This is a genomic window from Paenibacillus marchantiophytorum (assembly GCF_014640555.1).
Taxonomy (GTDB): Bacteria; Bacillota; Bacilli; order Paenibacillales; family NBRC-103111; genus Paenibacillus_E; species Paenibacillus_E marchantiophytorum.
This window is the reverse complement of sequence record NZ_BMHE01000017.1, coordinates 72,381-97,870: the sequence shown is the minus strand read 5'-3', so window position 1 is coordinate 97,870 and position 25,490 is coordinate 72,381. Positions and strand designations below refer to the sequence as shown.

General features: G+C 47.4%; 25 protein-coding genes and 1 other annotated feature. Of the genes, 24 read left to right on the top strand and 1 reads right to left on the bottom strand.

Annotated features, from left to right (window positions below):
* Positions 1-63 precede the first annotated feature (63 nt).
* From IEY34_RS17480 to IEY34_RS17465, 4 genes are all read left to right on the top strand, one after another.
* On the top strand, positions 64-2,736 hold the full coding sequence (locus IEY34_RS17480) for a valine--tRNA ligase (RefSeq protein ID WP_189013453.1): 2,673 nt from the start codon (positions 64-66) through the stop codon (positions 2,734-2,736).
* A gap of 69 nt (positions 2,737-2,805) precedes the next feature.
* Positions 2,806-4,182, top strand: a complete 1,377-nt coding sequence (locus IEY34_RS17475; RefSeq protein ID WP_189013445.1) for a bifunctional folylpolyglutamate synthase/dihydrofolate synthase — start codon at positions 2,806-2,808, stop codon at positions 4,180-4,182.
* Between the two features lie 7 nt (positions 4,183-4,189).
* Complete coding sequence (murC, locus tag IEY34_RS17470; RefSeq protein ID WP_189013443.1) at positions 4,190-5,578, top strand: UDP-N-acetylmuramate--L-alanine ligase; 1,389 nt, start codon at positions 4,190-4,192, stop codon at positions 5,576-5,578.
* Between the two features lie 159 nt (positions 5,579-5,737).
* Positions 5,738-7,087, top strand: a complete 1,350-nt coding sequence (locus IEY34_RS17465; protein WP_189013441.1) for a hypothetical protein — start codon at positions 5,738-5,740, stop codon at positions 7,085-7,087.
* A 48-nt stretch (positions 7,088-7,135) separates the two neighbouring features.
* Here IEY34_RS17465 and IEY34_RS17460 read toward each other — a convergent pair whose 3' ends face one another.
* Positions 7,136-8,386 carry an N-acetylmuramoyl-L-alanine amidase gene (locus IEY34_RS17460; protein WP_189013439.1) on the bottom strand — a complete coding sequence of 417 codons (1,251 nt, stop codon included), beginning with the start codon at positions 8,384-8,386 and terminating at the stop codon, positions 7,136-7,138.
* A 145-nt stretch (positions 8,387-8,531) separates the two neighbouring features.
* On the opposite strand from IEY34_RS17460, the gene IEY34_RS17455 reads away from it, so the two are divergent.
* From IEY34_RS17455 to IEY34_RS17360, 20 genes are all read left to right on the top strand, one after another.
* Complete coding sequence (locus IEY34_RS17455) at positions 8,532-8,774, top strand: DUF4321 domain-containing protein (RefSeq protein ID WP_189013437.1); 243 nt, start codon at positions 8,532-8,534, stop codon at positions 8,772-8,774.
* A gap of 53 nt (positions 8,775-8,827) precedes the next feature.
* Complete coding sequence (locus tag IEY34_RS17450; protein WP_229757700.1) at positions 8,828-9,436, top strand: Maf family protein; 609 nt, start codon at positions 8,828-8,830, stop codon at positions 9,434-9,436.
* A gap of 111 nt (positions 9,437-9,547) precedes the next feature.
* Positions 9,548-9,997, top strand: a complete 450-nt coding sequence (locus tag IEY34_RS17445; protein WP_189013435.1) for an RrF2 family transcriptional regulator — start codon at positions 9,548-9,550, stop codon at positions 9,995-9,997.
* 111 nt (positions 9,998-10,108) lie between these two features.
* Positions 10,109-10,798, top strand: a complete 690-nt coding sequence (gene radC, locus IEY34_RS17440) for a RadC family protein (protein ID WP_189013433.1) — start codon at positions 10,109-10,111, stop codon at positions 10,796-10,798.
* Positions 10,799-10,832: 34 nt separating this feature from the next.
* Entirely contained in the window at positions 10,833-11,870 is a 1,038-nt protein-coding gene (locus IEY34_RS17435; RefSeq protein WP_189013431.1) for a rod shape-determining protein, read from the top strand.
* 19 nt (positions 11,871-11,889) lie between these two features.
* On the top strand, positions 11,890-12,753 hold the full coding sequence (gene mreC / locus IEY34_RS17430) for a rod shape-determining protein MreC (protein ID WP_189013429.1): 864 nt from the start codon (positions 11,890-11,892) through the stop codon (positions 12,751-12,753).
* A gap of 13 nt (positions 12,754-12,766) precedes the next feature.
* Positions 12,767-13,294 carry a rod shape-determining protein MreD gene (mreD, locus tag IEY34_RS17425; protein ID WP_189013427.1) on the top strand — a complete coding sequence of 176 codons (528 nt, stop codon included), beginning with the start codon at positions 12,767-12,769 and terminating at the stop codon, positions 13,292-13,294.
* Between the two features lie 72 nt (positions 13,295-13,366).
* Positions 13,367-14,035, top strand: a complete 669-nt coding sequence (minC, locus tag IEY34_RS17420) for a septum site-determining protein MinC (protein ID WP_189013425.1) — start codon at positions 13,367-13,369, stop codon at positions 14,033-14,035.
* A gap of 39 nt (positions 14,036-14,074) precedes the next feature.
* Positions 14,075-14,869, top strand: a complete 795-nt coding sequence (minD, locus tag IEY34_RS17415) for a septum site-determining protein MinD (RefSeq protein ID WP_189013423.1) — start codon at positions 14,075-14,077, stop codon at positions 14,867-14,869.
* 7 nt (positions 14,870-14,876) lie between these two features.
* Positions 14,877-16,025 (top strand): FtsW/RodA/SpoVE family cell cycle protein, encoded by a 1,149-nt coding sequence (locus IEY34_RS17410; protein WP_189013421.1) that lies wholly within the window; start codon positions 14,877-14,879, stop codon positions 16,023-16,025.
* Between the two features lie 125 nt (positions 16,026-16,150).
* The gene (locus IEY34_RS17405; RefSeq protein WP_189013419.1) at positions 16,151-17,044 is read left to right on the top strand and encodes a M23 family metallopeptidase; all 894 of its coding nucleotides are present in this window, start codon (positions 16,151-16,153) and stop codon (positions 17,042-17,044) included.
* Entirely contained in the window at positions 17,037-17,912 is an 876-nt protein-coding gene (locus tag IEY34_RS17400; RefSeq protein ID WP_189013417.1) for a M50 family metallopeptidase, read from the top strand. Before IEY34_RS17405 ends, IEY34_RS17400 begins: the two co-directional genes overlap by 8 nt.
* A 23-nt stretch (positions 17,913-17,935) precedes the next feature.
* A complete protein-coding gene (locus IEY34_RS17395) occupies positions 17,936-19,099 on the top strand; it encodes an Rne/Rng family ribonuclease (protein ID WP_189013415.1) in 1,164 nt (387 codons plus the stop codon).
* Between the two features lie 53 nt (positions 19,100-19,152).
* Positions 19,153-19,241, top strand: a sequence feature (ribosomal protein L21 leader region).
* A gap of 12 nt (positions 19,242-19,253) precedes the next feature.
* Positions 19,254-19,565, top strand: coding sequence for a 50S ribosomal protein L21 (rplU, locus tag IEY34_RS17390; RefSeq protein WP_029194673.1), 312 nt, complete (start codon positions 19,254-19,256; stop codon positions 19,563-19,565).
* A gap of 11 nt (positions 19,566-19,576) precedes the next feature.
* On the top strand, positions 19,577-19,930 hold the full coding sequence (locus IEY34_RS17385; protein ID WP_189013413.1) for a ribosomal-processing cysteine protease Prp: 354 nt from the start codon (positions 19,577-19,579) through the stop codon (positions 19,928-19,930).
* Between the two features lie 5 nt (positions 19,931-19,935).
* The gene (gene rpmA, locus IEY34_RS17380) at positions 19,936-20,247 is read left to right on the top strand and encodes a 50S ribosomal protein L27 (protein ID WP_147947051.1); all 312 of its coding nucleotides are present in this window, start codon (positions 19,936-19,938) and stop codon (positions 20,245-20,247) included.
* 188 nt (positions 20,248-20,435) lie between these two features.
* Entirely contained in the window at positions 20,436-21,218 is a 783-nt protein-coding gene (locus IEY34_RS17375; RefSeq protein WP_189013411.1) for a Spo0B domain-containing protein, read from the top strand.
* Between the two features lie 26 nt (positions 21,219-21,244).
* Positions 21,245-22,546 (top strand): GTPase ObgE, encoded by a 1,302-nt coding sequence (gene obgE, locus IEY34_RS17370; RefSeq protein WP_189013409.1) that lies wholly within the window; start codon positions 21,245-21,247, stop codon positions 22,544-22,546.
* A 588-nt stretch (positions 22,547-23,134) separates the two neighbouring features.
* On the top strand, positions 23,135-24,208 hold the full coding sequence (locus tag IEY34_RS17365; protein WP_189013407.1) for an anthranilate phosphoribosyltransferase: 1,074 nt from the start codon (positions 23,135-23,137) through the stop codon (positions 24,206-24,208).
* Positions 24,209-24,689: 481 nt separating this feature from the next.
* The gene (locus tag IEY34_RS17360) at positions 24,690-25,463 is read left to right on the top strand and encodes a C40 family peptidase (RefSeq protein WP_189013405.1); all 774 of its coding nucleotides are present in this window, start codon (positions 24,690-24,692) and stop codon (positions 25,461-25,463) included.
* Positions 25,464-25,490 lie beyond the last annotated feature (27 nt).

The following is a 25,490-nucleotide window of genomic DNA, read 5'->3' as shown; positions in this document are numbered from 1 at the left end:
GTTACGATGAATTGCAGGCTCACGAAGCCTATAAACAGAGATCCTAGTAATGGAGGTAGTCCAATGACTGAAGCTAACGAAACCAAAGAGCAGTTACAAATGCCAACAACGTATGATCCGAAAGAAGCGGAACGTAAGTGGTATGATTACTGGATTAAGAATGAGTTTTTCAAAGCGGGCAACCGTCCGGATGCCGAAACGTATACAATTGTCATTCCGCCTCCGAATGTTACCGGTATGCTGCATATCGGGCATGCGCTTGATTTCACTTTGCAGGATATTCTGGTGCGTACCAAGAGGATGCAAGGATTCGACACGCTATGGCTGCCAGGTTCTGACCATGCGGGTATTGCGACGCAAACCAAAGTGGAACAGAAGCTTCGTGAAGATGGCCAGACGCGTTATGATCTAGGCCGCGAGAAATTCCTGGAGAAAGTATGGGAATGGAAAGAACTTTACGCCAATACGATTCGTGAGCAATGGGCTAAAATGGGCTTCTCGCTCGATTATTCCCGAGAACGGTTTACACTGGATGAGGGACTTTCCCAAGCGGTACGCGAAGTATTCGTAAGCTTGTATGAGAAAGGGCTTATCTATCGCGGCAATTATATTATTAACTGGGATCCAGCTGCACGCACGGCCTTGTCTGATATTGAAGTAGAGTACAAAGAGGTGCAAGGCGCCCTCTATCATCTTTCTTATAGAACCGCTGACGGAACAGATTCTATCGTCGTGGCAACGACAAGACCGGAAACAATGCTCGGAGATACCGCTGTTGCTGTACATCCCAAAGATGAGCGCTATCAGCACCTTATCGGTAAAACTTTGCTGCTGCCGATTGTTAATCGCGAAATTCCGATCATTGCCGATGAGTATGTAGAGAAAGAATTCGGAAGCGGTGCGGTTAAAATTACGCCTGCGCATGATCCGAACGATTTCGAAGTAGGCAAACGTCATGATCTCCCGCAAATACTCGTAATGGATGAAACCGGCACGATGAATGCCAACGCAGGCCCTTACCAAGGGCAAGATCGCTTTGAATGCCGCAAGCAAATCATTGCTGATCTGAAGGAGCAAGGCGTTCTTATCAAAATTGAAGAACACGTTCATCAAGTTGGTCACAGTGAGCGCAGTGGCGCGGTTATCGAGCCGTATTTATCGACACAATGGTTTGTGAAGATGCAGCCGCTTGCCGAGAAAGCCATTGATGCTCAGAAATCAGGCAATGGCGTTAATTTTGTTCCCGATCGCTTCGAGAAAATTTATTTGAATTGGATCGAAAATGTACGTGATTGGTGTATCTCCCGTCAGTTATGGTGGGGACACCGCATCCCAGCTTGGCACTGTGCGGATTGTGGTCAAATCACAGTAACTCGTGAAGATGCGACCTCGTGCTCGCACTGCCAAAGCACCAACCTGAACCAAGATAACGATGTGCTGGATACCTGGTTTAGCTCGGCTTTGTGGCCGTTCTCAACGCTCGGTTGGCCCAATGAAGAAGCTGAGGATTTGAAACGCTTCTATCCGACCAATGTGCTCGTAACCGGCTATGATATCATCTATTTCTGGGTATCCCGGATGATCTTCACAGGGCTGGAATTCACCAAGCAAATTCCGTTTAAAGATGTATTGATGCATGGACTTGTACGTGATTCGGAAGGCCGCAAAATGTCCAAATCCCTAGGCAACGGCGTCGATCCGTTGGAAGTTATCGAGAAGTATGGCGCTGATGCGATGCGCTATATGATTTCGACCAGCAGCACACCAGGTCAAGATCTTCGTTTCCGTTGGGAACGTGTGGAACAGGCGCGGAATTTTGCCAATAAGATCTGGAATGCCTCCCGCTTTGCCTTGATGAACCTGGAAGGTGTAAGCGCAGCGGATATCGATCTGTCAGGGAAACTGGGAACAGCGGATCGTTGGATTTTGCACCGTCTGAATGAAACTGTTCGTGATGTTACCCGTCTCATTGATAGTTATGAGTTCGGTGAAACGGGCCGACTTCTGTACAACTTTATCTGGGATGATCTCTGCGACTGGTATATTGAGTTCAGCAAGCTTAGTTTGTATGGGGCAGATCCGGCAGCTAAGAAGCAAACGCAATCCGTTCTGGCCTATGTACTTGACCAAACACAACGATTGATCCATCCGTTCATGCCGTTTATTTCAGAAGAAATTTGGCAGCATTTGCCTCACGAAGGCGAGACGATTACATTGGCTTCATGGCCAGTGGAGCAGGCGGCTTTCGAATCGCCTGATGCTGTTCGAGAGATGGAGCTTCTGATGGACGCGATTCGTTCTGTTCGCAACATTCGTGCTGAAGTGAATGTGCCGATGAGCAAGAAGATTGAGCTTCTGGTGAAACCGGCGACCACTGAATCCCTAAGCATCCTTCGCAGCAATGAAGAGTACTTGAAGCGTTTCTGCAACACGTCACTGCTGCAAATCGATGCCGAGATGCCAGCGCCTGAGAAAGCTATGACGGCTATCCTTACAGGAGCTGAACTATTCTTGCCGTTAGCAGGTCTCATTGATATTGCGCAAGAGCTTGCTCGACTGGATAAGGAGCTTCAATCCTTGCATGGTGAAGTAGAACGTATTGAGAAGAAGTTGGGCAATGAAGGCTTCGTAGCGAAGGCGCCTGCCAAGGTTATTGAAGAAGAGAAAGCGAAACTAGCTGACTATGCGGATAAACGTGACAAAGTAATTGTACGATTAGCGGAATTAAAAGGATAATTCTGGTAAATACGCAATTGCCTAGTTACAGAGACAAGTTGATTCATATAGTAAATGAGGATGAGATCAATGACTGATATAAAAGATAACCGTTCGGCTGAATTTCAAACAGCGCAAGAAGCGATTGCTTGGATTGTTGGCCGAATGGAGAAACTTGGCATCAAACCAGGACTTCAACGCATGCAGTTGCTCATGGAAAAGCTCGGACATCCCGAGCGCAGGTTGAAGTTCATCCATGTGGCTGGAACGAATGGGAAGGGCTCCACTTGCGCCTATTTATCATCAGTACTCCAGGCCTGCGGGTATGATGTGGGTACCTTTACTTCTCCTTATTTGGAGAAATATACGAACCGTATGCAAGTCAATGGGGTCGACATTGAGGACGAAGTGCTGCTTCGTCTAGTTAATCAGATGAAGCCCATTGTCGATGAAATTGGGGAGACGGAGCTGGGTGCGCCGTCCATGTTCGAAATTTCCACGGCGTTAGCGATTCTGTTCTTTGGCAAAGTCGCCTATCCGGATTATGTGGTATGGGAAACAGGCCTAGGGGGAAGGCTGGATAGCACGAATATTGTCAATCCAGTTGTGACCGTTATTACGAATGTTGGCCATGACCACATGGATATTCTAGGTGACACGCTGGATTTGGTAGCTGCTGAGAAAGCGGGTATCATTAAAGCTGGCGTGCCTATTATCACTGCTGTTAGCCCGGAACAAGGCTGGCATGTGATCGAACAGACGGCCAAGGCGAAGAAAGCGACGCTTTACTCGCTGGGACAGCAATTCAACTATGCCAATGCGTCGAGTAAATTGGATCAACAAACCTTTGATTTCAGCGGACCTTTCCGCAGCATCGAAGGCGTGCCAATCACGCTGAATGGGGAACACCAGCTGACGAACGCCGCAGTGGCGGTTATGACGCTGGAAGTACTTCGTCAATATTATGCCTGCATCGTGGATGATGAGGATTTGTTCAAAGGCCTCAAGGAAACGCGTTGGCCGGGACGCCTTGAGATGATATCGCAGGAGCCGCGCATTTTGCTTGACGGCGCGCACAATCCCGAAGGAGCCGCGACACTGGCTGCAGCGCTTCAAAGTGTTTATTCGTATCGAAAGCTGCATCTGATGATGGGAATGCTTTCGACAAAGAATCATACAGGCTACCTCAGGCATATACTACCATTGGTGGATACTCTTATTCTTACGGAACCTGATTTTCATAAAAAAGGTGATGCTTCCAAGCTTGCCGAGCTTGCCAACGAACTGCTCCAGGAAATGAATCGAACTGTGGAGATCGTGGTGGAGCGCGATTGGAAGCGAGCATTAGAAGTCCTTACAAGCAGAACTGAGCAGGATGATTTGGCGGTCGTATCCGGCACGCTGTATTTAATTTCTGATGTTCGTTCTTGGATTACCTATCAAACCGATTCTGAAAAAGGATGGTGAGAACGGCGTGAGTCAAGCAGAACACGTACATTTTATTGGCATCGGCGGATACGGCATGAGTGCTATTGCCAAAGTCATGCTTGAAATGGGATATCGAATTTCCGGTTCCGATCTAGCACAGCAAGAACTAACAGAAAAGCTAATCGCAAAAGGTGCACAAGTGTTCATAGGTCATGAAGCCGGGAATGTATCCGGTGCTGATCTGGTTGTTTATTCAACAGCCCTATCCAAGGATAATGTGGAGATGCAGGCAGCGGAGGAATTGAATATTCCCGTCATTCATCGCTCACAGATGCTGGCCAGACTGATGAACGAACGCAAAGGGATTGCTATTGCAGGCGCTCATGGCAAAACAACGACTTCTTCGATGATTGCTTTGGTCATGGAGATTTGCGGACTAGACCCAACGTATATTATTGGTGGAGAGATCATGAATGTCGGCAGCAATGCCAAAGCGGGGAAAGGCGAGTTCGTTGTAGCTGAAGCGGATGAGAGTGATGGCACGTTCCTGCAATATCATCCAACCCTTGCCTTGGTGAATAATATCGAAGCCGATCATTTGGAAAACTATAATGGTGATTTCGAGAATTTGAAAAAGGCATACAAGCAATTCTTGAGCCAGGTCAGACCGGGCGGCAAAGCGATTGTTTGTCAGGATGATACGTTCTTGCAGGAAATGATTCCAGATATCCAAAGTGAAGTCATTTCGTATGGGATTGATCAAGAGGCTGATTATGTAGCCAAGGACATCACGTTAGGCGATCGTAAGGTTAGCTTCACGGTGGACTTCCGCGGCAAATCCTTAGGCCAGGTCAGTTTGTCAGTGCCAGGCAAGCACAATGTATACAATGCATTGGCAACCTTAATCACTTGCTTGGAAGCGGGACTGCCTTTCGATAAAATCGCCGATGCGATTCAAGAGTTTCGTGGCGCAAAACGTAGATTCCAAGTGTTGGGCGAAGTTGAAAATATGTTGGTGATCGATGATTATGCGCATCATCCAACAGAAATTCAAGCTACGATATCGGCGGCGAAAGCAACAGGAAAGCGTATCATTGCGGTTTTTCAGCCACAACGGTACACACGAACCTATTATTTGTTTGAACAATTCAGCCGATCATTCGATGAAGCGGATGAAGTGATTATTACAGATATTTACTCACCTGCAGGGGAGCAGCGCATCGAGGGCGTAGATTCCGTCAAACTCGTTGAATTGATCCGAAGCAACAGCAACCCCAATGTGAGACACATTGCAACCAGGGAAGAAGTGCTTGCCGATCTGATCGAGCGTGTGCAGCCTGGGGATCTTGTCTTAACAATGGGTGCAGGAGACATTTGGAAAGCGGCGGATGGACTAGCAAAATCGCTGCGCAAAACGTACGAAACGAAAGCTTAGGATGAAGATCGCTGTTAGCCAATTTGGCTAAGGCGGTCTTTTTTTGTAGAAAGGAACATAATTCAACTCTCTCAATCATAATCTAGTATCAGAAGATTTGGACAAGACAACGCGGCGCTTCGCCCGATTCCAAATACATTTTGCGAGGGAGTGAAGAGAATGAATAAAGCCAGAATTACTTATCGTTTCGATCCAAAAGAAGCCGCAGAATCGACCCGCAAAGCTTCACGCGTACCGGATCAAGAGGAGAAAGTAATTCCTCTCTATCAAGAAGAATTTAAAATAATCCCCGAAGAACAAACACATGTCGTACCCGATCAGGTTACTCCCTACCAACAGGCGGAGAGGGAGCAAGTCGAGCATTTGTTCGAGCCTCATGCGCTGAATACGTTCACAACGGATTTTGGAAATTGGCACAGCCAAATAGAAACGGAAAGCGATCGTGTGGAACGGATCATTCGCGATTCTCAGGAGGCCAAGGAGCGTCAAGGTGGAAGAGAAGAGCCCTTAGATAGATTAGAGCCTAGCTTAGAGCGAAATCAGGATGAGTGGTCAAGCTGGACGCCTAAGGGGCCATATGTAGAGCCTGAGACAGGTGCTCGATATGCCAAATCGTCAGGGACGCCGTGGATGCGAATTGCGACTTCAGTGGCTGGGGCGGTCGTGACGGGCATCGCCTTTGGTTTTTTCGTACTCTCCATGTTTTCATCTGATCCCAAAAGCGGTGATCCGGCAGCTGTTAAAAATACGGTGGCGGTATCGTCGCCTAAGGCGCAAGCAGTCGTACCTTCGAAAGCGCCGACTGGAGCTACCAAAGTCACGCCCGATCAGGGGACGGCGATTGCCGCAACGGCAAACGCAGGTGTCGTCACCGCGGTACAAATTCCAGCCAAATCCTATACCTTTTTGCAAAATGGGGTGTTTAGCAGCTTGCAAGGAGCTCAAGCCACCCAGGATACGCTGAAAAAGAAAGGTTTGGCCTCGGCGCTGGATACCATGGATAAGCTGACGGTTTTCGTTGGTTTTGCCAAAACCAAATATGACGCGCTCACATTAAGGGGAGAGGTTCAGTCTGCGGATAAATCGATCGAAGTTTATATGAAAAGCTTGGAGATCCCGGCCGCGACAGGGATTCGTTGGGGGGGACAGAAACCGGAAGCAGTTCCCGCGTTTCTAGCGGAAGGGGACAAACTTTTAAATACGATGACAGGTTTGACGCTTGTGCATTTGGCAGAGACGAAGCCAGGAGCTTTGGCCGATGCCTCTGTGCAGACGATTCATGCCTCGCATCAACAGTTGACGACGTTGTCGACGACGATGATTGAAGGCTTAGCCGATGACTCCAAAGCGATCGTGCAAAAAATGGTCTCAGCCATGAACAGCGCTGTCCAATCGATGGATGAGTACAAGAAAACGCCTTCCGCGGCGATGCTATGGCAAACCCAGTCGTCGTTGATGCAATATATTATTGCGCAGAAGGAACTGCTTAAAAAAATCAGCGCTAACTAACAGGAAGAGCGTGTCCAAACCTCTAGAGGGTTCAGACACGCTCTTTGTTTATTTGACATAATAACGATCCAACAGGGCGGCCATCTCGGCACGCGTAATCGTTTGATCCGGTTTGAAGGTTGTGTCGGTGATCCCATTGATGATGCCCTTTTTTTTCAAAGCGTAGATAGCTTTGGCACTCCATAAGTCGGAAGGCACATCGTCAAATTTATCGGTTGACGGTAAAGTTGCCTGAATGCTGTTGTTGGAAGAAAGCTGCAAGAGGCGATCAAAGAGAAAAGCGACTTCACCTCTTGTAATCGATTGATTGGGACGAATTGTTCCATCCGAATAGCCTTGCAGTAGATTCAGCTTCTTGGCTTTGGCAAACACGGCGCTGGCCCAATGAGAAGCGGGCAAATCTTTGTAGTCTTGCTCAGTCACGGATTGGCAGCCGTACACAATCGAGGTGACGGTTCCGTTCCTACCAGGGTCACAGGATGATTTCAGGCCGCTGAAGGTGAAGACGCGATCCATCAAGGTGAGAAATTCCGCTCTGGTCAGAGCGCGATCTGGTTCATAACGGTTGGCGATACCTTCGATAACGCCTTTGTTTTTCATACGCAAGATCGGATCTCTGGCCCAGTGTACTAATGTGTCAGTAAAAAGCGGCGGTGTATAGGCAGCAATCCCACTCGCAATCCCTTTGGCCATTTTGGCGCGAACGGCATCATTGGCGAGTAAAGCGGCATCGCTGGATTGACTCAGAAATGCTGTTTCTACAAGGATGCTGGGAATGGTGCCCATTCTGGCGACATATACGGCGCTTGGCACTAGTCCCAAGTTCTTGGTGCCCGCTGCGGAAACGAGTGAATCCAGAACATGCTGTGCGAGGTCTTTGCTATAGGGTGTTAATTGTTTCATCGTTTCACTGGCAGGATAATCCTCCTGCGGGTAGGCATTGTCGTAGTAGAGCACCATAGAACCTTTGGTTTTGCCATCGGGATGTGCATTCGCATGAATGGATACGAACAAATCCGCTTGCAGCGTATTCGTGAATTCGACCCGCTGCGCAAGAGACCAGTAGGAATCATCCGTTCTTGTCAGTACAACCTCATAGCCTAGTGCTGTCAGCTCGTCTCGTACCTTCTGGGTGATGTCCCAATTGACATCTTTTTCGCGGAGTCCATTCACGCCGGATGCACCGGGGTCACTTCCGCCATGTCCGGCATCCAGCACAACTTTGTAGGCAAAAGCTTGATACGGAAAGGCGCAAGTTAACAGTAATGTAAACAGAACAAGTCTTTTAAGTAGCGTCATGGTTGAAATACCTCCGGTAACTATCTTACTAGGATCGGTATGGGATGTAAGCAGGTAACAATCACCATACGCCCACATTTCTCATGGAAAAAAGGGGTGTGTGCAAGTATAATAGGGCTTGTACATAGGAGAGAGGATGTCGGGCATGAAGAAAAACACCTTCACATTAATCGTTTTTTTAATCGTCGGTCTCATTGCCGGGATTATCATAGGCCAGTTGCTGGCTCCGGTCCCTGCCCTCGCTTTTTTGACCAAATCAGCGCAAATTACTTGGGAGCCTAAAGCCGATCTGCAAGTTGTGAAATATGAGTTCCATCTGTTGGTGAAACTAAACTTATGCAGCATTCTTGGATTGGTGGGCGCATTCCTCCTGTATCGCAAGGTGTAAAAAGCATTATCCGACATTCGTCCGATATTATAATGAGCTGGGAGTTGTTTCATTTGAGCACGAGCACGAACTTTAATCAACGACTGATTCTTGCTTCCTCTTCACCGCGAAGACAAGAACTGATTCAAGCACTTGGACTACCCTATATCATTCGGGTCAGTGACGCAGATGAGACCGTCGAAGGAAAAATTACGCCATCTGAATTGGTAGAAGTATTATCTGTACGCAAAGCCTCGATGGTCCGTGAAATGCTAGAAGCCGAAGAGAAGCATGGTATTATTATCGGCTCTGATACGGTAGTTGTTTATAAGGATGAAATTTTGGGGAAACCTGTGGACGAGCAGGATGCCTATCGCATGCTTCAATCGCTGCAAGGCAGCACTCATCAGGTGTACAGCGGTATCGCTTGCATAGATGCTTCTAATGGGAAGCATGTCGTTTCGCACAGTGTGACCCATGTGACCATGAAGCCGATGTCGGATGCGCAGATTCTGCGTTATATTGCAACAGGCGAGCCCAAGGATAAAGCAGGTTCTTATGCGATCCAAGGGATTGGGGCAACGATTGTGCAAGCGATTGAAGGCGACTATTTTACCGTGGTTGGCTTGCCGCTTTCCAAGCTAAGCGACTTGCTTCTCGCGTTTGATATCGAAGTTCTCTAAATGTTCACGGTTGTTCCTCCCGAAAAGGGCCCATCCATTGACTGTGTAATCTGTAACGGTTACAATGACAGTAAGCGACATAACATCGCATTCTACCGGGGGGATCCAACCATGAACAGCGAATTTACGATAGCCGTCCACAGTCTCGTTTTTCTAGCGAATTTGCCTGATCATATGGCAACAAGTGAAGAAATAGCGGTGAATGTATCCACACATTCTGCTCGTATTCGCAAAGTGATGGGCTTCCTGCGCAAAGCTGGTTACGTTTCAACGAAAGAAGGAATTGGCGGGGGTTTTATCCTTAGCCGCAAGCCGGAAGAAGTGACACTCGGTGAAATATATCGATTGACTTGCCAAGGATCCTTGAAACCAAGTTGGTGTTCCGGAGATGAGAATAAACCCTGCATGATTTCATCCAAGATGGATAAATTGATGGGAGATATGTTCGCAGACGCGGAAAAGCAGATGGAACTTTACTTCAATGGTCATACCATCGGCAGTATGTTGGAACGAATTAAAGCGTTCGAATGCCCACAAACGAATAATGAGCTATTGTCCTAGAAGCCCTCGGATCTTATGATTCCGGGGGTTTTATGTCTTTTTATGCACATATAGAGAGATGAATGGGATACAACGAAGTAACATAACCTATAAGATGGAAGAGGGGAATTCATGGAAGCCATCAGCTTGATGCTGCGAGAAGTACCATCCGAGGAAAGACCGAGAGAGAGAATGCTGCAATACGGCGCCGGGGCCTTGAGTCATGTCGAGCTTCTGGCGATTATTCTGCGAACCGGGACGGTATCTGAATCTGCCGTGCATTTGGCTGCAAGAATATTGAACGAAAGTGGTGGGTTGCGCAGTCTAGTTGATATGAGCAAAGATCAGCTCACGCAGATCAAGGGGATTGGAGATGCCAAAGCATTGCAGATTCTGGCAGGAATCGAGCTCGGACGCCGGCTTGCCAAGAGTAAACATTCCGAGCGGGTGACGATTCGATCACCTAAGGATATCGCTGATTTCATGAGCGAAGATCTTCGGTACTTGCAGAAAGAACATTTCGTTTGTTTGTTTCTGAATACGAAGAATCATCTGCTTGGACAGGAGACGTTGTCGATGGGCAGCTTGAATGCATCGATTGTTCACCCCAGAGAGGTGTTTCGTGCAGCGATCAAACGCAGCAGCGCTTCGATCGTCTGTGTTCATAATCATCCAAGTGGCGATCCTACGCCAAGTCCGGAAGATATCCAAATTACTCATCGATTGATAGAGGCTGGAACAATCATTGGTATTGAAGTACTGGATCATGTTATCATTGGTGATCAGCGATTCATTAGTTTGAAGGAACAAGGCTTTATGTAATATAATAGATTGGCAACAGGAAAGGAGCTTTGCCATGTTTGGCGGTTTTACGAAAGATTTGGGTATTGATTTGGGTACAGCGAATACGCTGGTTTATGTAAAAGGCAGAGGAATTATCGTTAGAGAGCCATCCGTGGTTGCTCTACGTACGGATACGAAAACAATCGAGGCTGTCGGAGACGCGGCCAAAAAAATGATCGGACGCACACCGGGCAATATCCGAGCGATTCGTCCGATGAAAGATGGCGTTATCGCCGATTTTGAGACAACAGCGACGATGATTCGCTACTTTTTAAGACAAGCTCAGAAGCAGCGTTGGTTGTTCCAACGTCACCCGAATGTCATGGTTTGTGTACCTTCCGGGATTACGGCGGTAGAGAAACGTGCCGTAGAGGATGCAACCAAGCAAGCCGGAGCGCGCGAAGCGTATACGATTGAAGAGCCGTTCGCCGCAGCGATTGGAGCCGATCTCCCTGTTTGGGAACCAACAGGCAGTATGGTCGTCGACATCGGGGGCGGAACGACAGAAGTCGCGGTTATTTCTCTCGGGGGCATCGTGACCAGCCGCTCGATCCGCATCGCCGGGGATGAAATGGACGAAGCTATCATTCAATACATTAAGCGTACATACAATTTGATGATTGGGGAACGCACATCCGAAACGCTCAAAATGGAAATTGGCTCTGCGCTTCCGATGGAGAAGCCAGAAACGCTTGAAATCCGTGGACGTGATCTTGTTTCGGGATTGCCCAAAACGATGAGCGTATCGTCGGATGAAATCACAGATTCGCTTCAGGACACGGTCAATGCGATCGTGGAAGCGGTCAAAGTCACGCTTGAGAAATGTCCGCCAGAATTGTCAGCGGATATTATGGATCGCGGGATCGTCCTGACGGGCGGCGGCGCCTTGCTCCGCAATCTGGACCGCTTGCTTGCCAGAGAGACAGGAATGCCTGTACTCGTGGCAGAGAACCCGCTGGATTGCGTGGCGATCGGTACTGGCCGTGCTTTAGAAAATATTCATTTGTTCAAAAACAAGTCTGGATCAGGCTCGCGATATAAGCAGCGTTAATATTCGTTAGAAGGTGCTCATGTTGTTTAAATTTATGGGAAACAAGAGGCTATTTTTCCTGATGTTCGGACTTGTCTGCTTCTTCATTTTGATGGGATTGACACTAGGAAATCGGGGTCCGATGACGTGGCCGGAGAAATTCGTGAAAGACTCGGTTTCATGGACGCAAGGACTCTTCTATAAGCCCGCTGCGCAGGTAGCGGGTTTCTTCGAAGATATCCGGCAACTAAGAGTCATCTACACAGAAAATAAGACACTCAAGTTGACGCTGACGCAGTACGCCAGAGATACACAGCGTCTGAACGATCTAGAGGCCCAAAACAAACGGTTGATGGAAGCGCTTGGCTTCACAGAACGACAGCGTCAAGCCAACGTCTATACGTATCGCATTGCTGAAGTGGTCACGATGGATACAGATCCATACAACACAACGGTAACGATTAATTTAGGCGATAAAGACGGGATCAAGGAAAATATGGCCGTCATGACCGTGGACGGTTTGATAGGCAGAGTAAGCAAAGTGTTCGGCTTTCACTCGAATGTGCAATTGCTCAACGAAATCAATGATTCTGACAATAACTCCAAGGCCATCGCCGTTACGGTTAAGGGAAATGAGAATCAGCCGTTCGGGATCATTGAGTCGTATGCCGATACTGGGGAGCTCGTGATGAACAAGGTTGAGCATGCGGACGATATGAAAGTTGGAGACACGATTATTACATCAGGCATGGGTCAAGTGTTTCCTAAAGGCATTGAGGTTGGAACCATTGCCTCCATCGGCCCTGGGGAATTCGGCATCACTTACAAGGTTATGGTGAAGCCCAAAGCTTCGTTCAGCCATATTCGCGAAGTGTTTGTGGTCGAAGTCCCAGAAGTGAAATGAGGTGAGCCGTGAAGTGAATCGACATCTGCTGTGGCTCATTTTACTTGGCATTTTTATTCTGCAAGGCAGTATTGTTATTTGGCTGATCCCTTCGGCTTGGCAAGGGACGGTACATGTAACTCCCCATTTCACATTGGTTTTTATTTTGTTTATCGGACTTTTTCATCATCGTCATACCGCTCTCATTTATGGGCTGCTGTTTGGGCTTTTGCATGATTTCAATTATTATGGATCTATGCTTGGTGTGTATTCCTTCGGTATGGGACTTACAGGCTATTTGGCCGGTTTGGCACAGCGCAGGCAGCCTAATTTAATATTCTATAATTTGTTGATTACGGGATTGGGATTGCTTTTGTTTGAGTTTCTCAATTACGGCATCAATCGGTTGTTCAAGCTTATTGACATTGATTTGAAATTTGCTCTCACCCATTACATGCTTCCAAGTGTGCTGTTTAATCTGTTATTTGCCCTGATTTTCTACGTGCCTATACGCAAGCTGCTTGAAGGAAAGCGGTTAGCGCCAACTGGTAACGAAGATTAATTTTCTGGGCGCTCAGCAGGAGAACTCAGGACATGAACCGAAATGTATAGGTTGGGAGGTTGTCATACTATTATGTCCGTAGCGAAACACCATGTGATGATAAAAGGGGTCAAAGATGGCCTAGTTTTTTTACTAAACGATGCATGCGAATGGCAAGATTTGCTGAGCGAGCTGCAGCATAAGCTTGAGAAAACGCATCAACAGATATTGACCGGACCGATTATTCATGTACATGTGAAATTAGGCAGTCGTGAAGTGACGGACGAGATGAGAGATGAGATTAGATCTGTCATTAAGCAAAAAGGCAATCTGCTTATTCAATCAATCGATAATGAGCCCCGCAAGGAGGCTGTCGCTGACGAACCTAGGGTTTCAATGACAACGATTAAAGGGATGATTCGATCGGGACAAACCCTCCACCATGAGGGTGATTTATTATATTTGGGTGATGTGAACCCTGGCGGGACGATTACGTCTACGGGCAACATTTATATTATGGGTTCCTTGCGCGGAATGGCGCATGCAGGCATTGATGGCGACGATAAAGCGATTATCGCAGCTTCTCATATGCGGCCGACGCAATTGCGAATAGCCGGTATTATTAGCCGCTCTCCGGATGAGTGGGGGATCGAAGAGGCGTTTATGGAATTTGCCTATGTCAAAGAAGGTAAAATGGAAATCGATAAGGTGCACCAAATGCATCGGTTGTGGCCAGATACCAATACCACTATGAAAACTTAGTTCGTAAATATAGAAAAATTGCGTGTGGGGTGAGAAAACATGGGAGAGGCAATCGTTGTCACTTCAGGCAAAGGCGGCGTTGGCAAGACTACAACTTCTGCGAATCTTGGAACAGCATTGGCGCTGTTAGGCAAAAAGGTATGCATGGTAGATACCGACATTGGGCTTCGCAACTTGGACGTCGTGATGGGACTCGAAAACCGGATTATTTATGATCTCGTGGACGTGGCAGAAGGTCGCTGCCGTTTGCCGCAAGCGTTAATCAAAGACAAGCGTTTCGATGAGTTGTATTTGCTGCCAGCGGCTCAGACGAAGGATAAACACGCCGTATCGCCTGAGCAGGTGAGGGATATTATTTTGGAGCTCAAAAAGGATTTCGAGTTTGTCATTATCGATTGCCCTGCTGGTATTGAGCAAGGGTTCAAAAATGCGGTTGCCGGGGCAGATAAAGCGATTGTCGTGACGACACCTGAGAATGCGGCTGTGCGTGATGCTGACCGGATTATCGGACTTTTGGAAAATGAGAAAATTTCCTCCCCTAAGCTCGTTATCAATCGCATTCGTCCACTGATGATGAAAAAAGGCGAGATGCTGGATATTGACGAAATCTGTTCCGTGCTTGCTATTGATTTGCTGGGTATCGTGCCTGATGATGAATATGTCATCAAAGCCGCTAACCTCGGGGAACCGACGGTTATGAATCCATCATCGCGCGCCGCTATCGCTTACCGGAATATCGCTCGTCGTATTTTGGGCGACACCGTGCCACTCATGCAGTTGGAAGACAAAACGGGTTGGGTGAAGCGCATGAAAAAGTTTATCGGAATAGGATGATTGGACAGTGCTTGCCAAACTGAAAAACATAGATATTCCTATTGTAGTTATTTTGTTTGCTTTCATGGTTATCAGCACAATGATGGTGTACAGCGCGTCGGTCGATCATCCGTCGATTGTGATCAGCATAAGCAAAATTCTCATCTTATACGCAGTTGGATTAGCAGCCTTCCTGGCTTGCAGCTTGTTTGATTATCGTGTTCTTATTCGCATTGCGCCCTACCTATATGGGATTGGCATTGTTTCATTGGTTGCGGTGTATTTCTTTGGTAAAAAAATACACGGAGCGCGCGGCTGGTTCGAGCTTCCCGGGGGATTAACCTTTCAACCGGCAGAATTGGTAAAGTTAATATTAATCATTTGTATTACGGCACTCTTGGCCAGACGAGGTGGGAGCTTGCTGTTAATAAAGAATGATCTTATCCCCGTTGCAGCAGCTGTCGCACTGCCATTTTTTCTGGTTCTTATTCAGCCTGATTTAGGGAATGCGATTATTTTTGTCATTATTTTGATTGGGATGCTATGGATCGGCAATATCAAGTATACGCATGTTCTTCTTAGTATTTTGATCTTGGTCGGGGCAGGGTTCCTGCTGATGACCTTATATAAGCATTTTCATCAGCCATTGTTTGAAGCACTCAAGGGGTACGGGTTCAGCCACTGGATGGATCGGATCGATACGTTCCTGTATCCTACAGAAGTATCCGCTGACGATAACTATCAAGTGAAGAACGCGGTAAGAGCGATTGGTTCAGGAGGATTAGAGGGAGAAGGTTTCCTCAAGGGAACTTCTGTGCACAGTAACTTTATCCCATTCGCGTATTCCGATTCCATCTTCGTTGTGGTTGGAGAAGAGTTCGGTTTTCGCGGATCGGCAGTTCTCTTGCTCATCTATTTCTTGTTAATTTACCGGATGATTCTCATCTCCATTCAAAGCTCGCATCTGGGTGGCGCCTATATCGTTGTTGGCGTAGTGTCCATGTTCGTTTTTCAAATTTTTGAAAATGTAGGTATGATGATCGGCATCATGCCCTTGACAGGCATCACCCTTCCTTTCGTCAGTTACGGAGGCACCTCGCTGCTGATTAACATGCTTTCCTTAGGGTTAGTCATGAGCGTAAAGCTGCATCAGGATCGAGAACCGGAATTGTTTTAACGATTTGCTGCCTACAAGCCCCTGACCCTTGGTCGTGGGGCTTTTTTCTTATTCACATAATCTTGTCCTTCTCCTCATAGGCTGTACTAAGCATACCTAGCTAGTACTGTTTAGGAGGGGCTTCCATGGAAGTCAAAGATAAAGTGAAACAAAGACGATTGGAACGACTTCGGAATCTGCGCGAAACGCCAGAGCCCCTGAATGGAAGCGGAGGACCACCCCGACCTTCACGAATTCACGAGCCGCTGCTGCCTTCGAGGCATATGGAGGAACCACCGCTCTATGCGGATACCGATTGGAAACGACGGATGGAGGATCCTGAATACGCTTGGCAGCAAAAAATGCTGCTGGAAAAATCGTTACACGGCCGGAATTATCGGGTAGATGAAGATAGAGGGCTCCTAGCGCCTCCATCCAGCCGCAAAATTGCGGTCAAGCTGTTGATAAGCGGTATGTTGTTTGCAGCGACTTACGGCATGTTTCAGCTGAATCAGCCGTGGGCGATCAAGGGGAAACAGTTCATCACCGCCTCGCTAACGACTTCTTATGATTTCTCGGCTCTTTCCGCATGGTATACGAATCAGTTTGGCGGTTCTCCCTCGTTTATTCCCAGTTTTAGCAAGGAGGGGGATGAAGCCGTTAAAGTGAGCACAACCAAACGGTCCTTCTATTCTCCAGCCAAAGGTCATATTATTCTGCCCTATGATGGGACGACCCATCTGGGCGTTTATGTCAATACGGCCGAGTTCGCACCGGTCTATGCCCTGGACACCGGACAGGTGATTTTCTCCGGGGTAGCCACGGATACGGGGCTAACGATCATTATTCGCCATCCGGGCGGGCTGCAATCCTTATACGGCGGGTTAAGTGAGGCGGCAGTGGAAGTCGGTGACTGGATGAAAGTAGGTGAGTCCATCGGCAAAGCTTCCAAGAAGGACCCGGCCAAAGGAACCTTATACGTGGCTTTGACGAGGGATGGGCATCCCGTTAACCCGTTGGATGTGACGAACTTTGATTAAATGGGCCGGGACAACGTACCGCTTTCATCCTTTATTTACGCTCATCATGATCGGTTCTGCCCTAACGGGTTATTTTCTTGAAGCTGTTACGTTATTTGGCATCGTGCTTGTCCACGAACTGGGACATTTGGCTGCCGCCAACGGCCTAGGCTGGCGAGTGAAAGAAGTGCAATTACTGCCTTTTGGCGGAGTTCTGGTAGTCGACGAACTGGGAACTGCACCAACATGGGAAGAACTGGTTGTATCGTTGGCTGGTCCCATACAGCATGTCTGGATGATCGTCTTGGCGCTGCTCATGAAGTGGCTGGGGGTAGGCGTTGACACGTGGTGGGACTACTTTATTCAAGCCAATCTGATGATTGGATTATTCAATCTGATCCCGGTCATGCCTCTTGATGGAGGGAAAGTGCTGCAGTCTTTGCTGGGATACTTGATGCCGTATCACACCACGATTTTGTATACGGTTTGGATCAGCATGATGCTTAGTCTTGCGATTATTGTTACGGCCATCACGCAGCTGATCAGCGGGCATCTTCCGCTAAATGTCATGGTCATCGGCATTTTCCTGCTCGTTTCCAATTGGTATGCCTATCGGCAGCTGCCATATCATTTTGTCCGCTTCTTGATCGGCCGCGGAACCCGGATGAGTCAATTGGTAAGCCGCGGCACCCTGGCACAGCCGATTGTCATTACCAAACATCGAACGATGGCTGAAACGCTTAAGCTTTTTATGCGCGAAAAATACCATTTAATCTATGTTGTCAACGAAGTTGGGCGCATACAAGCTGTGCTGCCAGAGCAGCAAATTGTGAGCGGTTATTTGGATGGGAAAAAACCGGGGAGTGCAGTTTCCGATCTTTTCATGTAAAATAACTGTTGAGGTGAACGTGTATGAAGCAACTTATAATTCACTGCGCACCCGAACTTACACAGGCGGCATTGCTGGAAGACGGTCGTCTTGTTGAGTATGATACGCAGTATCCGCTTGATTCCCAAAGAGCAGGCAGCATCTACATGGGTCGCATCGTCAATGTTCTTCCCGGCATGCAGGCGGCATTCGTCGATATCGGACTTGCGAAGAATGCCTTTCTATATATAGACGATCTCCTCCCTGTCCATTTGGACAAGCAACCTAAGATTAAACCCTCCATAACGGAGCTCGCTGAAGTTGGACAGACGCTGATGGTGCAAGTTACCAAGGATCCCCAAGGTACCAAAGGTGCAAGAGTAACGACACATATTTCCATTCCTGGTCGTTGGATTGTGTATATGCCGGATGCTGATTATATTGCTATTTCCCGCAAAATTGATTTGGAAGCGGAAAGACAGCGGCTCAAACAATTGGCTGAAGGCAGTCTGCTCCCTGGTGAAGGCGTCATTCTTCGAACCGGATCCATCGGTCAAAGTGAAGAATCCATTCGCGATGATTTGCAAAATTTACGGGACTTATGGCAAACGATCTGCTCCAAAATGGAGGGAGCGCATGCGCCCGCTCAGTTGTATCAAGATTTAGAACTTCTTCCTAGACTAACGCGAGATGTCATCTCGGATGACGTGAATGAAGTATGGCTCAACGAGGCCAAAGTGTATGAAGAAATGAGGCAGCTGCTTCGCAAGCAGCACCCCAATTGGCGAGGAAGAGTTGCTTATTATGACCGCAAAACCCCGCTTTTTGATCAGTTTGGCGTGACGGAAGAACTTAATGTTAGTTTCCGACGAAAGATTTGGCTGCCTAGCGGAGGTTATTTAATTATTGATCAAACCGAAGCGCTGACAGTTATTGATGTGAATACAGGCAGATATACCGGATCCATTAATTTGGAGCAGACGGTCACAGATATTAATCGAGAAGCAGCTGGAGAAATTCCAAGACTGCTGCGTCTTCGCAATATCAGGGGGATTATTATTGTGGATTTCATCGATATGATCTCAGAATTAAACCGCGCGGCTGTTATGGACACCATGACGCAAGCGGTACGCAAGGATCGCTCCAAAACGATTATTGTTGGTTGGACGAAGTTAGGCTTGCTGGAAATGACGCGCAAACGCAAATAAAGATTTGCATATCAAAATGTTTCTGTGATACAATACTCGGAGTGTGTTGTTTAGGCATGCTGTAACCGCACGAATCGGGTTTAAGCACGGAACGGATTTCGATCCTGACCGTCACCTGGACAAGGCGAGTCTGAGACATGAGGAGGTAATGAAAATGTACGCAATTATTGAAACAGGTGGTAAACAGTACAAAGTTCAAGAGGGCGATGTTCTTTACATCGAGAAATTGAACGCTGCTGAAGGTGAAGTTGTTTCTTTTGATCGTGTGTTCCTGGTTTCCAAAGAGAGTGGCTTAGTAGTAGGTGCTCCATTGGTAGCTGGTGCTTCAGTTTCCGCGAAAGTGGAGAAACACGGCAAAGGCGCTAAAGTCATCGTTTATAAGTACAAACCGAAAAAGAACTATCACAAAAAGCAAGGTCATCGTCAACCGTACACAAGAGTAGTTGTTGAGAAAATCCAAGCGTAATAGGCTGACTTATGATCTACGTGACCATAAAGCGTCTTGAACCGGATTCGCCTCAGATCTTATCTTATGTAGTGGAAGGCCATGCTGAGTATGACGTGCCCGGCAAAGACTTAGTCTGTGCTGCGGTATCGGCGGTTTCCGTTGGTACCTTCAATTCTATAGAATCTTTAACCGGTGTGATTCCTATTCACGAAATGGAACGAGGCCTTCTGGATGTTACAATCCCGGAGAGCACGCGGAACATGGTGGAAACGTGGAATCAAGTTCAGTTGATTCTGGAATCGATGGTCGTTATGCTGCAAACGATTGAACAAAACTACGGTGACTATATAACGATTGAAACAATCTATCACAAAGGAGGATAAACACCATGTTGAAATTGGATCTCCAGTTATTCGCTTCCAAAAAGGGAGTAGGTTCCACGAAGAACGGACGTGACTCGCATTCCAAGCGCCTTGGCGCTAAACGTGCTGACGGTCAAACTGTTACTGCGGGAAGCATTCTCTATCGCCAACGCGGTACGAAAATTCACCCAGGAACGAACGTAGGCATTGGTTCGGATGATACACTTTTCGCTTTGGTACAAGGCGTAGTGAAATTCGAACGTTGGGGCCGCGATCGCAAAAAAGTGAGCGTATACCCAGTTGATGTAGCTCCTGTAGCTGCAGCTTTAGAAGCGTAATAAGAATCCCTGGCGAGCGTAAGTTCGCTCAGGGATTTTTTCTCAAGTACGAAACAAACCTCTAAACGCGGTCACGGTTTCCGATGGCCGAGGGCGGAGGTTTTCTCATTTGTTTGGTGAAGTTTGCTAGTACATCATGGTATACTGGATGAACATTTACAAAGCAGGGAGAACGGAGCGGACGGGGAATGAAGCGAGTGGGCAGCGCGCAGATTTACTTATTGGCACTTGTGCTCATCGGGCTAACAGGGATGATGTTTGTAGAACCTTGGTTAGTCAGAGGCGCATTACTGATTATTATTGTGTTATGTGGATATACAGCTTTCAAGTTGGAAACAAGCAGAGTGCAAGAGGCGTGGAGCCAAACCCTTCACGAGCAGGAACAGACAAGCCATCGCAAGCTGATTCAAGTGATGAATCGTTTGCGGCATGATTGGATGAATGATACTCAAATTATATTTGGATACATTCAAATGAAGAAGTTTGATAATTTGCAGCCTTATATGGAAAAAATAAAATTGAATATGCAGCAGGAAAGTAATCTATCCAAGCTAGGCCTTCCCTCCTTTATTGCTTTCTTGTTGCTGTTCCGAGTCGAATCGAAGTCACTCGAGTTCGTGGTTGAATTAGATCAGGAAATAAACCTGGCTGAACTTCCTCTGCGCAGCGGACTGATCGAGAGAGTGGTCCGTCAAACGGTGGAATGCGTTCAACAGCATGCGGCTACGGGTGAAGGTGAGTATGGCACGCTTAGCTTGGAGCTCGATGTTCAAGAAGATAGCTTACTGCTTGATTTTGTATATCAAGGCCCCTATGAAAGGGAGCAACTTGAGAACGCTTTGAATGAACGCCTGGGATTGAATGCCAATGCTTGCTCGCTCGAGCAGCATGATTGGCAAGAGGAAGAAGCTGTTGTGACTTTGCGGCTGCCGTTTCAAATAGAACAGAAGGGATCTTTGGCCGTGGGCTAAAGTCTCTCCTTAGTTGAGGTGTAGGAATGTTTGTTGATAAAGCGAAGATTTTTGTAAAAGGCGGCGACGGCGGCGATGGGTTAGTTGCTTTCCGTCGTGAGAAATATGTACCGGAGGGTGGACCGGCCGGTGGTGATGGAGGCAATGGCGGCGATGTCGTTTTCCGAGTCGACGAGGGTCTCCGTACACTGATGGATTTCCGCTATCAGAAGCACTTCAAAGCGGAGCGCGGCGAGAAAGGCCGCAATAAGTCCATGCACGGCGCTAACGCCGACGATATGGTTGTGCGCATTCCGCCAGGAACGACGATTATTAACGATGACACGCAAGAAGTCATCGCCGACTTGACGCGTCACGGTCAAGAAGTCGTGGTTGCTAAGGGTGGCCGAGGCGGACGAGGCAACACACGGTTTGCGACAGCGCGCGTTACAGCCCCTGAGATCGCCGAGAATGGCGAAGAGGGCGTGGAACGCTGGGTTGTGCTTGAGATGAAGGTGATGGCCGACGTCGGCTTAGTGGGCTTCCCTAGCGTTGGGAAATCAACGCTATTGTCGGTCGTCTCTGCCGCGAAGCCAAAGATTGCGGCCTATCATTTCACAACCCTTACCCCGAACCTTGGGGTGGTGGATGTTGGCGATGGACGCAGCTTCGTGATGGCGGACCTTCCGGGTCTGATCGAAGGCGCCCACGAAGGCGTGGGGCTCGGACATGAATTCCTGCGTCACGTAGAACGGACGAGAGTGATCGTGCACGTCGTGGACATGTCCGCTGCGGACGGTCGCGACCCTTACGAAGATTTCCTCAAAATCAATGAGGAAATCAAGCTCTACAATGCGAAGCTGGAACAGCGCCCGCAGATCGTAGTTGCGAACAAGATGGACATGCCTGATTCCGAGGACAATTTGACCTTGTTCAAGGAGCAATTGGCAGCGGATGGCAAAGAAGTGGACGTGTATGCGATTTCGGCTTTGACGCGTGGCGGCATTCAGGAACTGCTTTACAAGATTTCGGACATCGTTGAAAGCATTCCGAATGCGCCTGAAGTGGAAGGCGTTTCGGCTAAAGAAGAGCGTAAAGTATATCGCTTTGAGAAGCGCGAAGAAAATGACTACACAATTCGTCGTGATAATGATGTCTTCGTTATTGAAAGTCCTTCCATTGAAAAGCTGATCAAACGGACGAATTTCAGTACGCAAGACGGCGTCTCCCGATTTGCACGTATTTTGCGCAACATGGGGATTGATCAAGATTTGCGTAGTCGTGGAGCTGTTCACGGACAGACGATTCAAATCGGTGACTTCGATTTTGAATTTGATGAAAAGCAGTAATTGAAATGGAACACTTATCCTTGCAGGAGGATAGGTGTTTTTTTTGTGCGCATGCTAGAATTTATATGTTTTTGGGTGTTGGGGTAAGCGTAGCTTTTCCCTTATTTCCTGACGTCCACCGCTTACTTCGCTTTAAGGTTTTTGGTCTTAGAGGGCATCTAATGAACCGTAGGATGCTTATAGACCGGAAAATGGCTACTTTTGAGATTTAATGAACTGAGTTGGCGCTACCTGGCACTTTATTGGCGGAAAGGTGATCATTTGGTTGTAATAGAGCTTCTGGGATTCATTAGATTTTCAGAATGAGCGATTTTGACCGAATAAAGGGTATTGAGTTCTTTAGGGGGGGTTGGGTTTGCCACAAGGTTCATTGACTGGGTGACCTAGTCGCAGGTTAGGTTTTTCTTTATTGGACAGTTCAAGGACTTAATTCGACTCAACAGCCTGAATCTGCCATTTTTTCGTTATCTTTGTTTTGTGTTATAAAACTTGACATAAGTATGGAAAAGGTTTACGATTTTCTTAATACAACCTCTATATTTGTTAGTTAATATGACATAAAGATTAATGGCGGAAGGAGGAGTGAGGATGAAAAGATGGATTCAAGCCATAGGCTCTGGCCAGCAAGGCACAAGAGATTTATCTTACGAAGAAGCTGTTGAGGCAGCACATGAAATGGCTAGAGGAGACTCAACGGATGCGCAGTGCGCAGCTTTCCTGATGGCCCTTTGCATGAAAGGAGAAGCCGATGAGGAGCTTCGCGCATTCGTTGATGTTTTTCGCAGCTATTCCTTGAACTACCATGCTTTTGCGGATTCGCTGAATTGTGCTGGCCCTACTGAGGGACGTCAATTTTTCCCCATCTCCCTTCCGGTCAGTTTGCTGTTAGCTTCTGTCGGCTTCTCGCAAGTTCTGCATGGTGGCGATACATTTCCGCCTAGACAGGGGACGGCTATGAAAGAACTGCTCGAAAGCTTTGGGATAGCTTTGGATGTATCTATCAAAGCATGGGAAACGATGCTATTTCATCTGCATATCGGATTTCTCCATACGGAACAGCTCTGTCCCCCTTTGGGGAAGTTGAAACAGGTACGTGAACAAATTGGTTTGCGAACCGTGATGAATACCGTTGAGAAATTGATGAACCCCGTGCAGTCCATGAATATGATTATAGGCGTCAATCAACGGAGAATGATGGAGTCATTGATTCCGATTACCATGAGATCCGGTCTGCAGAATGTGTATATTGTAAATGGGATTGACGGATCTGAGGATTTGCCCCTCTATCAGAACAGCACGATTCGGATCGTTACACCATGGGGCGATGAGTCGCGCGTGGTAGAGCCGCAGAAATTTGGTTTTATGAGCGAGCCCTTGCTGCCGCTTAGTAAAGAGGAGCAAGTTGCTGTTGTGCAGCGAATCATTGCCGGAGACAATTCAGAGGAATTGAAGCGGGAACGTGACCATGTTATTTTTAATGCAGGCTTGCGATTGACTTGGTTTGATAAAGTGGGGAGCTACGAAGAGGGCTTTCAGTTGGCCGAATCACTTTTACAGAGGAAAGAAGCGCATAAAGTCATGCAAAAGTGGGTGGACCAGAGCCATCGCTATGCACGAAAAGACCAGCTGAATACCAATGATTCTTCCACAAAAATCGGATAAGATCCTACCTTTGCCACAGTTTGATGAGGTAAGGGGGGATCTTTTTTGATAGATTAGAGTGTAGTGTCGGGCGGTGCTATTTTGCTTTTTAATTGGGAATTCAGCATCGCATAAACCAAAGGGAACTACGATCAGCTATAATGCTGAGTTCTGCCAAATTCCACACCAACGGGAACTACGATCCGCTATTTCATCATTTCTCGTCGGAATCAGCATGTTCTGCTTAAATAGCATACCTCAGTTCCCTTTCATACTGCTTTTACCACAGTTTCCGCCAATTAGCGGATCATAGTTCCTTTTCACACTGCGTTCTGAGTCATCGTAGTTCCCTTAACAGGATCTATCGCTTATAAGAGGCTCATCTCTCAGGGCGGCGAAGCCATGTTTCTCAGAATAGACTGAAATTAGCCAGTCCTTACGAACTCTATGTTTGGGTACCATGTTCATAGACTAAAAGCGATATGCTTAGGAGGCTAACATCATGAAAAAACAACTTTTGGCTCTTGCGCTTTTGCCTGCTCTCATTTTTGGTGCAGCTGCGATCCCAATGCCACAGCAAGCTTCGGCTGCTACAGCTCAAATTGTAAGCAGTGTCAGCATGCGTCAAAGCGCGGACGAGAATTCTACTCGAATCCGCTACCTGAAGCAAGGTGAGCAAGTCACCATTTTATCTAAAGTAAACAGCTGGTGGTATAAAGTTAAAGCATCGGACGGACGCGAAGGTTACATAAGTACGAGTTCCAAATACATACAAACATCGGGAGGATCATCCTCCGGAGGCGATACAAATGGCGGAACGGAAAGCGGTTCAACCAGTGCAAAGGTACAGAAAATTATAGCAGCAGGCAAAAAGTATTTAGGCACACCTTATGAATACGGCTCAAGCCGCAATAATACAGCGACATTCGACTGTTCCGACTTTGTTCGGCAAGCTTTCTTGGATGGGATTGGCGTAACGCTTCCAAGTGACTCCCGAGGTCAAGGCAGTTATGTGAAATCTCTGGGACATGCCCAAACGGACTGGCATGATCTGAAGGCGGGAGATCTGATGTTTTTCATGGATTATAAAGGGACAAGCAAATCCAACTACAATGGCATCAATAAATCTACGCAGAAGATAACACATGTTGCCATCTACTTGGGCAATGGCCAGATCTTGTCGACTTACTCCAAGGAAAGCGGCGGGGTACGCATTGACTCCATTGCCAATAAGCATTGGGAGTATCGGTTCTTATTTGGGGGAAGCGCGCTCTAGGCTTTTGCTGAGGGAATTCCTATAGAC